This window comes from Nonomuraea sp. NPDC050478, assembly GCF_044458265.1.
Lineage (GTDB): Bacteria > Actinomycetota > Actinomycetes > Streptosporangiales > Streptosporangiaceae > Nonomuraea > Nonomuraea ferruginea.
Map to the genome: position 1 here is coordinate 51141 of NZ_JBITHT010000007.1, position 13252 is coordinate 64392.

Annotated in this window: 14 protein-coding genes; 5 read left to right on the top strand and 9 right to left on the bottom strand. The window is 72.5% G+C overall.

Going from position 1 to position 13252, the window contains the following annotated elements; translation table 11 throughout:
• Positions 1–79 precede the first annotated feature (79 nt).
• From ACIBF7_RS33080 to ACIBF7_RS33100, 5 genes are all read right to left on the bottom strand, one after another.
• A complete protein-coding gene (locus tag ACIBF7_RS33080) occupies positions 80–1702 on the bottom strand; it encodes a SulP family inorganic anion transporter (protein WP_397199124.1) in 1623 nt (540 codons plus the stop codon).
• A 56-nt stretch (positions 1703–1758) separates the two neighbouring features.
• Positions 1759–2103, bottom strand: a complete 345-nt coding sequence (locus ACIBF7_RS33085; RefSeq protein WP_397198878.1) for an ArsR/SmtB family transcription factor — start codon at positions 2101–2103, stop codon at positions 1759–1761.
• The gene (locus tag ACIBF7_RS33090; RefSeq protein WP_148031653.1) at positions 2100–2285 is read right to left on the bottom strand and encodes a hypothetical protein; all 186 of its coding nucleotides are present in this window, start codon (positions 2283–2285) and stop codon (positions 2100–2102) included. Before ACIBF7_RS33090 ends, ACIBF7_RS33085 begins: the two co-directional genes overlap by 4 nt.
• A 73-nt stretch (positions 2286–2358) precedes the next feature.
• On the bottom strand, positions 2359–3594 hold the full coding sequence (locus ACIBF7_RS33095; protein ID WP_397198879.1) for an RNA polymerase sigma factor: 1236 nt from the start codon (positions 3592–3594) through the stop codon (positions 2359–2361).
• A complete protein-coding gene (locus ACIBF7_RS33100; protein ID WP_246640304.1) occupies positions 3591–4001 on the bottom strand; it encodes a YciI family protein in 411 nt (136 codons plus the stop codon). Before ACIBF7_RS33100 ends, ACIBF7_RS33095 begins: the two co-directional genes overlap by 4 nt.
• 121 nt (positions 4002–4122) lie before the next feature.
• Between ACIBF7_RS33100 and ACIBF7_RS33105 the strand changes: the two genes are divergently transcribed.
• Positions 4123–7626, top strand: a complete 3504-nt coding sequence (locus ACIBF7_RS33105; protein WP_364236119.1) for a BTAD domain-containing putative transcriptional regulator — start codon at positions 4123–4125, stop codon at positions 7624–7626.
• On the opposite strand, the gene ACIBF7_RS33110 is transcribed toward ACIBF7_RS33105, so the two are convergent.
• Entirely contained in the window at positions 7623–7823 is a 201-nt protein-coding gene (locus ACIBF7_RS33110; protein WP_397198880.1) for a hypothetical protein, read from the bottom strand. The two genes, ACIBF7_RS33105 and ACIBF7_RS33110, sit on opposite strands and share 4 nt — an antisense overlap.
• A gap of 440 nt (positions 7824–8263) precedes the next feature.
• A complete protein-coding gene (locus ACIBF7_RS33115; protein ID WP_364236116.1) occupies positions 8264–8851 on the bottom strand; it encodes a TetR/AcrR family transcriptional regulator in 588 nt (195 codons plus the stop codon).
• A gap of 72 nt (positions 8852–8923) precedes the next feature.
• Between ACIBF7_RS33115 and ACIBF7_RS33120 the strand changes: the two genes are divergently transcribed.
• Both ACIBF7_RS33120 and ACIBF7_RS33125 read left to right on the top strand, forming a co-directional pair.
• Positions 8924–10399 (top strand): ABC-F family ATP-binding cassette domain-containing protein, encoded by a 1476-nt coding sequence (locus tag ACIBF7_RS33120; RefSeq protein ID WP_397199125.1) that lies wholly within the window; start codon positions 8924–8926, stop codon positions 10397–10399.
• Positions 10393–11229, top strand: a complete 837-nt coding sequence (locus tag ACIBF7_RS33125; protein ID WP_271276531.1) for a virginiamycin B lyase — start codon at positions 10393–10395, stop codon at positions 11227–11229. The genes ACIBF7_RS33120 and ACIBF7_RS33125 overlap by 7 nt, the downstream gene beginning before the upstream one ends.
• Here the strand turns inward: ACIBF7_RS33125 and ACIBF7_RS33130 are convergent.
• Both ACIBF7_RS33130 and ACIBF7_RS33135 read right to left on the bottom strand, forming a co-directional pair.
• Positions 11217–11453, bottom strand: coding sequence for a DUF3224 domain-containing protein (locus ACIBF7_RS33130; RefSeq protein ID WP_271276532.1), 237 nt, complete (start codon positions 11451–11453; stop codon positions 11217–11219). The genes ACIBF7_RS33125 and ACIBF7_RS33130 overlap by 13 nt on opposite strands.
• Positions 11454–12036: 583 nt before the next feature.
• Entirely contained in the window at positions 12037–12402 is a 366-nt protein-coding gene (locus ACIBF7_RS33135; protein WP_148034591.1) for a glyoxalase superfamily protein, read from the bottom strand.
• A 44-nt stretch (positions 12403–12446) separates the two neighbouring features.
• On the opposite strand from ACIBF7_RS33135, the gene ACIBF7_RS33140 reads away from it, so the two are divergent.
• A complete protein-coding gene (locus ACIBF7_RS33140; RefSeq protein ID WP_148031648.1) occupies positions 12447–12722 on the top strand; it encodes a helix-turn-helix transcriptional regulator in 276 nt (91 codons plus the stop codon).
• 151 nt (positions 12723–12873) lie between these two features.
• A complete protein-coding gene (locus ACIBF7_RS33145) occupies positions 12874–13236 on the top strand; it encodes a nuclear transport factor 2 family protein (RefSeq protein ID WP_261808557.1) in 363 nt (120 codons plus the stop codon).
• Positions 13237–13252: the final 16 nt, after the last annotated feature.

The following is a 13252-nucleotide window of genomic DNA, read 5'->3' on the forward strand; positions in this document are numbered from 1 at the left end:
ACCTCCCCTTCCGGGGAAATGGTCTGCCCGCACCCCACCTGATCGCAAACATCTTTGCCATAACGGCAACCCGTGGGCCTCAGCCGGTGGTGGCGGGGATGACGCCCTTGTGGTGGAGGTGGTCGCGGGCGGCGGCGATGGCCTCCGGCGTGGTGGCGAACACGCGGCCCTCCTCCGCCAGCCGTTCGATCACGCCCAGCGCGCGCAGCGGCTTGTGGTGCCCGTTCCTGATGCCGGAGACGTACACGGTGATGCCGCGGTGCCGCAGGCGCGCGATGGCGTCGCCGAGGACGAGCGCGCCGCTGGCGTCGATGGTGGTGACGCGGGACATGCGCAGGATCACCACCGACACGTGGGCCACCTCCGACAGCTCCAGCAGGAAGCGGTGCGCGGCGGCGAAGAACAGCGGCCCGTCCAGCCGGTAGGCGACGATGTGCTCGGCCAGCAGGTCGAGCTCCTGGTCGGTATGGTCGCCGGTCAGGTCGTCGTGGATCGGCATCGCGTCCAGGCGGACGTTGCGCGCGATCGACCGCAGCGCCAGGGCCCCGGCCACGAGCAGGCCGAGGATGACGGCCTGGACCAGGTCGAGCGCCAGCGTGGCGATCGCGGTCAGCACCAGCACCACCGCGTCGCCGCGGGTCGAGCGGACCATCGCCTTGACGGAGCCGACCTCGACCATCCGCACGGCCGTGGCCAGCAGCACCCCGGCCAGCGCGGCCAGCGGGATCTTCGCCACCAGCCCGGCCGCCGTGTAGACGATCACGGCCAAGATGCCGGCGTGCGCCAGGGACGCCAGCCGGGAGGAGGCGCCGGAGCGGACGTTCACCGCCGTGCGGGCGATGGCGCCCGTGGCCGGGACGCCGCCGAACATGGGTGAGACCAGGTTGGCCAGGCCCTGCCCGAACAGCTCGCGGTCCGGGTCGTGCTTGTGGTTGACGCTCATGCCGTCGGCCACCGCCGCCGACAGCAGCGACTCCAGCCCGGCCAGCGCGGCGACCGCGATCGCCGGGGCGATCAGGGACGACAGCGCGGCGGGGTCGATGAAGCCGATCGACGGCGCGGGCAGCCCGGCGGGTAGCTCGCCGATCGTCGCCACCGGCAGGTCCGCCAGCGCGACGGCGACGGTGGCGGCGGCCACGGCCAGCAGCGAGAACGGCACGGTCGGCCGCCACCGCGCCCCCACGATCATGATCGTGGCGACGGCCAGCGCGATGCCGACGGCCCACCACTGCGGCCGGGCCGCGAAGTCCCGCACGGCCTCCCAGGCGACGACGACGACCTTCTCGCCCTCCGGCGTGGGCACGCCCAGCGCGGCGGGCACCTGCTGGAGCCCGATCACGCAGGCGATGCCGATGGTGAAGCCCTCGACCACGGGGGCGGGCACCAGCGCCATGTACTTGCCGGCCTTGGCCAGCGCGAGCGCGATGAGCATGAGGCCGGCCAGCACGCCGACGGTCAGCACGCCGGACGCGCCGTGCTGGGCCATGATCGGCACCAGCACCACGGTCATCGCCCCGGTCGGCCCGGACACCTGCAGCCCCGAGCCGCCGAACACGGCCGCCAGCGCGCCGGCGACCACCGCGGTCGCCAGGCCCGCCTCCGCGCCCATGCCGGACGAGATGCCGAAGCCGAGCGCCAGCGGCAGCGCCACGATCGCGACGGTGAGCCCGGCGAGCAGGTCGCGTCGCGGGCGGCGCGTCATCGCGACCAGGTCGGCGCGGGCGGGCAGGAGAGAACGCACCGAGGAGAAGAACTGGTTCACCGGGTCCTGGTCTCCGCCTGCAACAGCTCGCTCAGCAGCTCGTGCTGCCCGGTGAGCAGCTGGGTCAGCAGCTGGCGGGCGGCCCGCAGCAGCTCCGCCACGTCGCCGCCGGCCAGGGAGTAGACGACGGTGGAGCCGTCGCGCTGGGCGGTCACCATGCCGGAGCGGCGCAGCACGGCCAGGTGCTGCGAGAGCCCGGTCGGCTCGACCTCGATGGCGGCCAGCAGGTCGCGCACCGGCATGGGGCGCTCCTGCAGCAGCTCCAGGACGCGGATCCGCACGGGATGACCGAGGAGGCGGAACAGCTCCGCCTTGGCCTCGTAGAGCGGCACCGACCTCACTCGGCCACCGTGCCTTCCGGGCCGAGCTCGATGTCGTGCTCGCGGGCCATCCGCCTCACGTCGTCCCACTCGCCCTCGGCGACGATCAGCGCCTCCGGGTCGTCTTCGGCGCGCGCCGTCTCCAGCGCCGCGTGCGCCTGGCGTGCCCGTTCCCTGATGGCGGCGGCGAAAGGCCCGCTCACATCTCACCCCATATCTACGTCCGACATGAGGAAGGGTACCTCAGCAATTGCGAACATTCGCAATTGAAGTCATTCACTCAAGCCGGGCAGCGCGCCCGTTCAGATACCGCTGCTGGGGCAGACTGCCGGCGCGGCGCGCCGCCTCCTCGTACGCCTCGCGCGCCGCCTTCCGGTCACCCGCCATCTCCAGCAGGTGGGCGCGGACGGCGTGCGTCCGGTGGTCGCCGGCGATGCGCTCGTCGGCGGCCAGCCCGCCGAGCAGCTCCAGCCCTTCGTGCGGGCCGCGGGCCATGGCGACGGCGACCGCGTGGTTGAGCCTGACGACCGGGGTGTCGGAGACCCGCAGCAGCAGCTCGTACAGGGCCACGATCTGCGGCCAGTCGGTCTCCGCGGCGCTGGGCGCCTCGTCGTGCACGGCGGCGATCGCCGCCTGGAGCTGGTACGGGCCGGTCGGGCCGCGCGGCAGCGCCTCGGAGACCAGCGCCACGCCCTCGGCGACCAGCCCGGCGTCCCACCGGCCGCGGTCCTGCTCGGCCATCGGGACCAGCGCCCCGTCGGGAGAGGTACGGGCCGGGCGGCGGGCGTCGGTGAGCAGCATGAGCGCCAGCAGCCCGGTCACCTCCGGATCGTCCGGCACCAGCCGGCGCACGACGCGGGTCAGCCGGATGGCCTCCGCCGACAGCTCGTCCCGCCGCAGCCGGGGGCCCGACGTGCTCGCGTACCCCTCGTTGAAGATCAGGTAGAGCACGTGCAGCACCGCCCGCAGCCGCTCGGCCCGTTCGGCGGCGGGCGGCAGGCCGAACGGGATGCCGCTCTCCCTGATCTGCCGCTTGGCCCGGGTGATGCGCCTGGTCATGGTCGGCTCCGGCACCAGGAACGCCCGGGCGATCTCCGCCGTGGTCAGGCCGCCCACCGCGCGCAGGGTCAGCGCGATCTGCGAGGCCGGCGACAGCGACGGGTGGCAGCACATGAACAGCAGCACCAGCGTGTCGTCGGCACTCTGCGGCGGCCGGTCGGCCGGCGGGGCCAGCCACTCCTCGGGCAGCCGCCACGCGGCCACGACGTCCTCGCGGCGCCGCCGCGCCTGCTCGGCCCGGAGCAGGTCGGTGAGCCTGCGCGCGGCCACGGTGATCAGCCAGCCGCGCGGACTGTCCGGCACGCCCTCCGCCGGCCACTGCCGGGACGCCGCGAGCAGCGCCTCCTGGACGGCGTCCTCGGCCGTGTCGAAGTGACCGTAGCGGCGCACGAGCGCGCCGAGGACCTGCGGCGCCAGCTCGCGCAGCAGGTCCTCGACCCCGCCTGGAGTCACTCGATCTCGTCCACCCCGCCGTGGATGGGCCGCACGTCCACATGCCACTCGGAGTCGAGCGCGGCGTAGGGGTACGGCGCGCCGGCCAGCCTCGCGGCGACCTCCGTCGCCCGGTCGAAGCTGTCGCACTCCACGATCGTGTAACCGGCCAGGACCTCCTGCGTCTCGGCGTACGGGCCGTCGGTGACGACCGGTACCCCGTCCTTCAGCCGCACCCGCCGGGTGAGCATCGGGGAGTTCAGCCCCTGGGCGTCGACGAACTCGCCGGACTCGACCAGGTCGCCGTTCCACTTGCCCATGAACGCGTGCAGGGCGCCGATCTCCTCCTGCGTCCAGGCGGGCCTGCCGTCGACGGCCTTGCCGGTGAGCATGTCGTAGTCCCGCTGCGAGCCGTACAGCATGATCATGTACTTCACGGGTTTCTCCTTCTCTCGATGCCTTTCACCGGAGACGTCGGAGCCGCCCGCCCCGTCCGGACACATCCTTCTCGGAAGTTTTACCGGGCGCCAGGGCACTACGTTGGAGGGCATGCGGGTGCACATTCTCGGGCCGGTCGAGGTCGTGGCCGGCGGGGAGCGGGTGCCCGTCGGCGGTGGACGGCTGCGTACGCTGCTGGCCCGGCTCGCGCTCGACGCCGGGCGCACCGTGACGGCGGGGGCGCTCGCCGAGGCGCTGTGGCCCGAAGGGGCGCCGGGCGATCCGGTCAACTCGCTGCACTCGCTGGTGTCCCGGCTGCGGCGGGCGCTGCCCGCCGGGCTGCTGGTGTCGGCGGACGGCGGCTACCGGCTCGACGTCGAGGCGGACGCGGTGGACGCGCGCCGGTTCGAGCGGCTCGCAGGAGAGGGGCGGCGGGCCCTGACCGGCGGCCGGCCGGAGGCGGCGCTGCGGCTGCTGGGGGAGGGGCTCGGGCTGTGGCGGGGCGACCTGCCCGGCGAGGTGCCCGAGCCGGTGCGGCGGCGGCTGGAGGAGCTGCGGCTGGCGGCCCGCGAGGACCACGCGCAGGCGTCGCTCGCCGTCGGACGGTCCGAAGGGCTGGTCGCCGAGCTGGAAGCGCTCGCGGCCGCGCACCCGCTGCGGGAGAGGCTGCGCGGTCTGCTCATCAGGGCCCTGCACGCGGAGGGCAGGCGGGCCGAGGCCCTGTCCGCGTACGAGGACGTCCGCCGGCTCCTGGCCGACGAACTGGGCACCGACCCCGGGCCCGAGCTGCGCGAGATCCACCTGGAGCTGCTGCGCGACGAGCCGCGTCCGCGCTCCGGCAACCTGCCCTCCCCGCTCACGTCCCTGGTGGGACGGGAGGACGACGCGGCGGCGACGGCCGAGGCGCTGCGTGCCGGTCGGCTGGTGACGCTCACGGGGCCGGGCGGCGTCGGCAAGACCCGCCTGGCCATCGAGGTCGCCGGCCACACGCCCACGGCCTGGCTGGTCGAGCTGTCCCCCCTGGGCGAGCCGACGAGCGACCCCACCGCCCCGGAACGCGCACCCACGGCACCTTCCGAGCCCGGCACAGCGGGCTCCCCTGACCTCGCCCGGCCCGCAGCGGGCGGCTCTCCGCCCCACGACGGCTTCCGCGACACCCCCGAGCCCGGCGCGGCCGGCGGCTTCCCGTCCCATGACGTTTCCCATGACACCCCTCAGCCCAGAGAGAGCAGCGCGGCCGGGGGCGCCCCTCGATCCGTGGGGGACCTCGCGGCCGAGAGCTCTCCGTCTCAGGCCCGCGAGGCTCTTCGGTCCCACGGGAGCAGCGCTGCCGGATCCGCTGGTGCTTCGCCTCCACCCGAGCGGGGGCGTGCGGGGCCCTTCCCGGATGCTGGGGAGGGCGGGGTCGTGGTCGCTCTCGCGCGGGTGGCCGGGGTGCGTGAGGGGGCGTTCGGCGGGGGGCGGTTGCTCGATCGGGTGGCCGAGGCGTTGTCGGGGTCGCTGCTGGTGCTCGACGGTTGTGAGCGGGTGGCCGGCGAGGTGGCCAGGGTGGTCACGTACCTGCTGGGCCGCGCGCCGGGGCTGCGCGTGCTCGCCACCAGCCGGGAGCCGCTGGGCGTGCCGGGGGAGACCGTGCTGCAGGTGCCGCCGCTGGAGCCGGAGGCGGCGGCGCGGCTGTTCGCCGAGCGGGCGGCGGCCGCGCGGCCGGGGTTCACGGTGCGCGACCCGGGACTGGTGGACGAGGTGTGCCGGCGGCTGGACGGCCTCCCGCTGGCGATCGAGCTGGCCGCGGCCCGGCTCCGCTCGTTCCCGCTGGACGAGCTGGCGGCCCGGCTGGACGACCGGTTCGCCCTGCTCTCGGGGGTCAGCAGGGCCGCCGAGCCGAGGCACCGTACGCTGCGCGCGGTGGTCGCCTGGACGTGGGACCTGCTGGACGAGGACGAGCGGCGGCTGGCCCGCAGGCTGGCGGCCTTCCCCGGCGGCATCACCGTGGAGAGCGCGGAGGCGGTCGCCGCCGCCCGCCCTGACCTGCTGGCGGCCCTCGCCGACCGGTCGCTGCTGCGGTTCGACGGCGAGCGCTACCGGATGCTGGAGACGATCAGGGAGTACGGGCTGCGCGAGCTGGTCGAGTCCGGGGAGCTCGCCCGGGTGCGCGCCGCGCACGCCGCCTACTTCTCCGGCCTGGCCGCCCGCGCCGAACCGGAGCTGCGCGAGGCCGGGCAGCTCCGGTGGATCACCCGGCTCGCCGCCGAACGCGGCAACCTGCTCGCCGCCCTCCGCTTCGCGCATGAGACCGGCGACGCCGCGGGAGCGCTGCGGCTCTGCGTGGCGCTGGGGGTGTTCTGGCTGGTACGAGGCGACCGGGCGGCCATGGAATCCTGGACGCGCCTGGCCCTGGACACCCCCGGCCGCGCCCCCGCCGAGGCCAGGGCCGTGACGGCCGCCCTCCACCTGCTGGCGTCCACCACCTGGGCGGGCCTGGAAATGGACGCGCGGGACGCCGCCCACGTCCGCCACCTGCTGCCGGAGGAAGCACCCGGCCACCCGGAACCCGGCCTGATTCCGGAGCAGGGGGAGCGGCGTCCCGGAGCCGAGTCCGGGTGGTTTTCGGGGCATCCGCTCGTCGTCCTGGTCGAGCCGGTGCTGGCTGCCGCGTGCGGGGACGAGGCGGCGGCGCTGGACGCGATCGAGCGGCGGCTGTCGCATCCCGACGCCTGGACGAGGGCGATGCTGCGGCTCGTCAGAGCCGTTCTGCGGGGAAATGCGGGCGACGCCGGGGGCATGGGCCACGATCTGGAGGTGGCGGTCGCCGGGTTCCGCGCCGGCGGGGAACGGGCCGGGCTGGCGTGGGCGCTGACGTCGCTGGCCGACGTGCTGACGAACGGGGGCGCGTACGGGGAGGCGGTGGCCGCGCTGGAGGAGGCGGTGCGGCTGCTGCGGGAGCTGGACCCGTCCGACGAGGCCGCGTCCCAGCGGGTGTGGCTGGCCGAGGCCCGGGCCCGCGCGGGCGACACGGCGACCGCCCGCGCCGAGCTCGAAACGCTGGCCGCGCTGCCGGGCGTTCCCGACGGCCTGCCGGTCTACATCCGGGTCACGCTCGGCGACCTGGCCCGCCGAGACGGCGACCTGGCGGGCGCGGAGGCCCATTACGAGCAGGCCGAAGCGCGTCTCCGGCCGTCCGAGGACCCCGTCTTCGCCGTCACGCTCGCGTGCGCGCGGGCCAGACTGGCCATGGAGCGGGACGACCCGGTGCGGGCCGGGGAGCGCTTCGCCCGGGCCTTCGACGCCTGCGCAGGAGAGCCGTCACTGGCCGCCATCACCGCCGCCCACCTGGCACACCTCCTGGCGTTCCAGGGCCGCCGGATCGAGGCGGCTGAGCTGCTCGGCGCCGCCCACGTCCTGATCGGCGCCCTCGAAGCGCTCGACCACGACCTCGTACGCCTCGCCCCCGAACTCCGCGCCGCCCTCGGCGCGCGGCGGTACGAGACCGCCTACGCCCGCGGCCGCACCCCGGACGAGGCGCTCGCGCTGATCAGCGCCAGGGTGGAGGAGCTGATCCGTGTCCCGCGCGCGGCGGAAGCCTCCGACGACCCAGGCGGGCGCCCGGCCCCCTAGGGAGTGCCTGACAATTCGGTGTGGCGGACGCGGGCTTCGACGAGCAGATGCAGCTTGGTGGTCAGTCCGCTGCGGGATCGTCCGAGCGCCTGCCGGTTTTGCGATTGCTTCGTATCGATCGTCCCGCCGTCGTCCCCCTTTTGCGGGCTCCGGCCGCGTGTTGATGGGCGCAGCCGCCACAAAATGCCGTCGACCACCTGCCGGTGATCGCGCCAGGGACAACCCGGCCATCGGTCACCGGCAGCAACGGCTCGATCCGCGACCACGCCTTGTCGGTCAGCTCACCACGTCGCACCACGATCAGTGAGGCTCTTCCGTGCGTCCAGCAGAGCAGGAGGTGAAGCCGTGACGTACTGGTGGATCCGGTTGTTCGTGGGCTCGTCGTCGCTCGCCGGTGGAAGTCCGGCCCGGGTAGCTGCCAGGAGGCCCGGCCGTAGTACCGCTATCAGTCGGCCGGACAACACGACCGGCGGTGAGGGAAGGGCCGCTGCTTCGTCGATGCGCAGCGACTGACCAGGGAGGGGCCCGGTGAGTGCCGCGTGTTCGCCACGCATGCGAGCCTGTCCGGACGCGCAACGGCCCCCGTTGCGGCTTCCTTTCCACCCCTGAAGCTTCTCCACCCCCTGCGTATCGGGCGTCAGGAGTGCAGAACGCCGGCGCGGGCGGCGGCGAGGGCAGCATCCGCCGCACGTTCAGCGTCGCGTTCGGTGACCGGTTCGTGGGTGATGAACAGCCGGTAGTAGATGGGCGCGACGGCCGTTCTGATCACGTCTGCCACGTCAGTGTCCGCAGGGAGCTCGCCCCGCGCGACCGCCCGCCGCACCACTTCGGCTGCCTGTTCGTGGCGGGCGGCGAAGAAGTCGTGCAGCGCCTGCGCGGGCCCGGTGCTCTGTACGGCGGCCGACACGAATGCGGCGGAGATCGGCCCGGCGACCGGATCGGCGAACCCGCTTCGCACCAGCCCGGCGATCTCCCGCAGGTCCTCGCGGAGTGAGCCGGTGTCGGGCAGCGGCCACGGCTCCTCCCTGGCCAGTTCGAGCGCGTCGGCGATCAGGCCCTCCGCGCTGCCCCATCGCCGGTACACGGTGGTTTTGTGCACGCCCGAGCGGATCGCCACGTTCTCCACCGTCAACCTGCTGTAGCCGTGCTCGGCCAGCTCGGTGAGGGTCGCCTGTCGTACGGCGTCGCGCACGCGGGCGCTGCGACCGCCGGGACGTTTGTCCAAAGTCTACTCCAGTTGCGTTAGGAGGGATTTCCATGCTAGCTTAAAGCAACAGTAGTTGCGATTGGAGTACCTCTGACTACACAGCTTTCCCTCCGGGGAGTCTCGAAGTCCTACGGCGAGCACCGCGTCCTTGACCAGCTCACCTTCAGCATCCGGCCCGGCGAGCGCGCCGGAGTCGTCGGCGAGAACGGCTCCGGCAAGTCCACGCTGCTCAAGATCATCGCCGGGGTGGACCAGCCAGACGACGGTGAGGTGACGGTAGCGGCCGCCGGCGGCGTCGGCTACCTGGGCCAGACCCTCAACCTGCCCGACGACCACACCGTCCAGCAGGCCGTCGACGCCGCGCTGGCCGAGCTGCGCGCACTCGAGCGCGACATGCAGCGCGCCGCCGAGGAGCAGGACCTGACCCTGTACGGCGAGCTGCTCACCGCCTTCGAGGCCCGTGACGGATACGAGGCCGACGCCCGTGTCGACAAGGCCATGCACGGGCTCGGCCTGGCCCAGATCGAGCGCTCACGCGAGCTGTCGACCCTGTCGGGCGGCGAGCAGGCCCGGCTCGGCCTGGCCTGCGTGCTGGCCGCCTCGCCAGAGATCCTGCTGCTCGACGAGCCCACCAACCACCTGGATGAGGCGGCGCTCACCTGGCTGGAGGACCGGCTGCGCGCCCACAAGGGCACGGTGGTGGCAATCTCACACGACCGGACCTTCCTGGACCGGGTGGCCACGACGATCCTCGAGGTCGAGGGCGGCACGATCACCAGGTTCGGCGGCGGCTACACCGGATTCCTGACCGACAAGGCGGCCGCCCGGCAGCGCTGGGAGCAGGCCTACGCCGCCTGGCGGGAGGAGGTTGAGCAGGTCAAGGAGTTCGCCGCGACCACGGCGCGCCGCGTCGCGCGGGGCCGCGAGATGAAGGACAACAACAAGATGGCCTACGACCGCAACGCCGGCCGCGTGCAAAGCTCGGTCGCCTCGCGGGTACGGCAAGCCACAGAACGCCTGCGCCGCCTAGAAGCCGACCCGGTACCGCGACCGCCCAAGCCTTTGTGTTTCCGCGGCAGGTTCGCGGGCGCCGGCACGCACGTCGACCACGGCAGGTTGCGGATCGAACCGGGCGACCGGTTGCTGATCACCGGGCCGAACGGCGCGGGCAAGTCGACGCTGCTGGCGGCTATCGCGGCCCAGGCCGGTCGGCGGGCAGGTTACCTCGCGCAGGAAGTCACCTTCGACCCCGAAAAGACGGTCATGGAGACCTACGGCGGCGACCCAGAAGCCCTGCTCGCGACGGGCCTGTTCCACCGCGAGGCGCTGCACCTCAAAGTCGGCGCACTGTCCGAGGGCCAGCGGCGGCGACTGGCGCTGGCCGAAGTGCTGGCGGGCGAACACGACCTGCTGCTGCTGGACGAACCCACCAACCACCTCTCGCTCACCCTGGTCGAGGAGCTCGAGCAGGCGCTCGGCGACTACCAGGGCACGCTCGTGGTGGTCACGCACGACCGGGCGCTACGGCGTCGCTTCACCGGTAAGGAGATCGCTCTTTCATGTTGATCGACGGTTCACCGTACGGCATCACCTGCGGCCCCGACGGCGCGCTCTGGTTCACCCTCGTCCATCAGGGCCGCATCGGCCGGGTCGTGCCGGGTGCGGAACCCACGCTGTTCCCTCTCGATCCGGCCGACGGTCAGCCCACGGTCATCACCCCGGGACCGGACGGCGCGCTGTGGTTCACCGAGTTCGCCGGCGGCCGGATCAGGCGGATCACCGTGGACGGCGTTGTCACCACGTTCGATGTGGCCTCGCCGTACGGCATCGCCGCCGGCCCTGACGGGGCCATGTGGTTCACCCAACTGCAGGACGACCGGATCGGACGCATCACCCCAGACGGGCAGGTGTCGTCGTACCCACTGCCCGGCACCGGCGCGATGCCCTCCGCGATCACCGCAGGGCCGGACGGCGCGCTGTGGTTCACGCTCAACCAGGGCAACGCGATCGGCCGCATCACGACCGGCGGCGAGGCGTCGACGTACCCACTGCCCACACCGGGCGCGGCACCGGTCGGCATCTCCGCGGGACCGGATGACGCGCTGTGGTTCGTGGAGATCGGCGCCGGCCAGGTCGGCCGGATCGACACCTCGGGCGCGATCACCGAGTTCCCGCTGCCCGACCGCGCCGCCCGGCCGCACGCCATCGTGGCCGGGCCGGACGGCGCGCTCTGGCTTACCGAGTGGGGTGCCAGCAGGCTGGCCCGTGTCACGACCGACGGGAAGATCGAGGAGTTCCCGCTGGAGGGCGCGGAACCTCACGGCCTCGCCGTCGGTCCGGACGGGGCGATCTGGGTCGCGATGGAGTCCGGTGCCCTGACGCGTCACAGCTTGTAGGCGAGCGTGAGCACCTGGAGCTCGAACTCCATCACCTGGCCGGAGATCCCGGCCAGGTCCCCGGTCCCGGAATTGGGGATGATGTTCCCGTAGCTGGACTGATCAGGGCCGTCGGCCAGGCCGCCGTGCTGGATGACGATGGTGCCGTGCCGACCGTCCAGCACGCCCTCGATCCTTTCGGAGGCCACGTAGCCCCCGCCCGCCGTCGACGCCCGTGATGTCATACAGGGTTCGGGCCATCTCGACGCCGTGAGTGTCCAGGGCCGGTGGACGGCCACCGACCGCGGCGGCAGGCACAAGGACCCCGACCACGTATGCGCGCGACCTACACCCGCACCGAGGGGGTACGGCACCTGTTCGCCGCCCTGAACCTGGGCCGCAACAAGATGTACGGACACATCAAGAGGCGCAAGCGGCGCGGTGAGTTCCTGGAGTTCTGCCGCTACCTGCGCAGCCTCTACCCGACCGACGTCCGGATGGCGATCATCTGTGACAACTTCAGCCCGCACAAGCACCAAGAAGGACGAGCGGCTCGGCGGGTGAGCGCAGGCGAACAACGTCGAGATCGCCTACACGCCGACCGATTCCTCGGGGATGAACCGAATCGAGGACCAGTTCACCGCGCTGCGGGCGTTCACTCTCAACGGCACCGGCCACGCCCGCCACCGCGAGCAGGGCAGCATGGTCCGCCGTTGCATCGCCTGGCGCAACCGCAACACCGACAATCCCCGCCTGTGCCGGATCGTCAGGAGGGCGAACGATGCGGTAGCAGGCCACTCTCTCGATCGCCGTTGGGCGTCAGGGGCCTTAGCTGCCGGCCTGCCGGAGGCTGATGAGATTGCCATCGGGGTCGCTGAGGATGGCGAAGACACCGCCGGGCTGCTGACTCGGGGGGCCGAGGAACGCAACGCCGCGCTCGGTGAGAGCGCGGTACTCTTTGTCAAGATCTTCGCAATCGATGACCAGGCCGCGCAGCGACCCGGGCGGCATCTCATCGAACCAGGTCACGAGGGTCAGGCTGGTCTGAGCGCCGGGGATGCCGACCTGAATCCAGCGCATCTCATCGCCGAAAGTGGACTCGGCGATGAGGTCGAAGCCTAGCTTGTCGAGGTAGAAGCTCTTGGCTCGGTCCTGGTCGCTGACCGGCACCGACACGACGGAGATGAACTGCACGGCGCTCCTTCTATCGGGTTTCGCCGATACCCTATCATTGAGGGATGGGGCGACCACAGGCTGATGGAGATCCGTTTCGAGCGATCGCCGATCCGACCCGACGGAAGATCATCGAACTGCTCTTCGAACGGCCGCGCACGGCCGGGGAGCTCGCGAACAGCTTCACCACCTGCCAGTCGACCGTCTCAGAACACCTGGGCATCCTGCGTCGGGCCGCTCTGGTGAGCTACACCGAGCACGCCGGTCGCCGCATCTACACCCTCGCGCCTTCTCCGCTTGCCGAGATCGCCACGTGGTCCGCGCAATACGCCCGGCACTAGGCCGCCCCAGGCGGGCGCCGGGGTCAGTGCGGGTGCCTTCTGAACCCGGCACCCGCTCACCGACGATCGGAGTCCCTGGATCGGACTGCGAAGATCAGCCGAGCGTGAACGTCCTGGCGCGGGTACGGCGCCGGCTGGGAGGGTGGACCTCATGATGGAGGACTTGCGGGACGCCGAGCGCCGACTCCAGGCCGCGCAGCTCGCTGGAGATGCCGAGGCGCTGGATCGGCTTCTGGATGATCGGCTGATCTTCACCTTCGGTGGGAACGTCGCGACCAAGGCGGACGACCTGGAGCTGCACCGCACTCGGGCGCAGGTGATGACGAAGGTGGCCGAGGAGGAGTTGACCGTGCTCGCCGATGGGCACACCGGGGTGACGTGGTTTCTCGGCACCGTCGAAGGGACCGTCTCCGGTACGCCGTTCGCGGCCAGGATGCGCTACACCCGTACGTGGCTGTACGGCGAGGAGCACGGCTGGCGCATCATCGCCGTGCACGCCGGCACGACCGATTGACCTAGCCGACCACCTT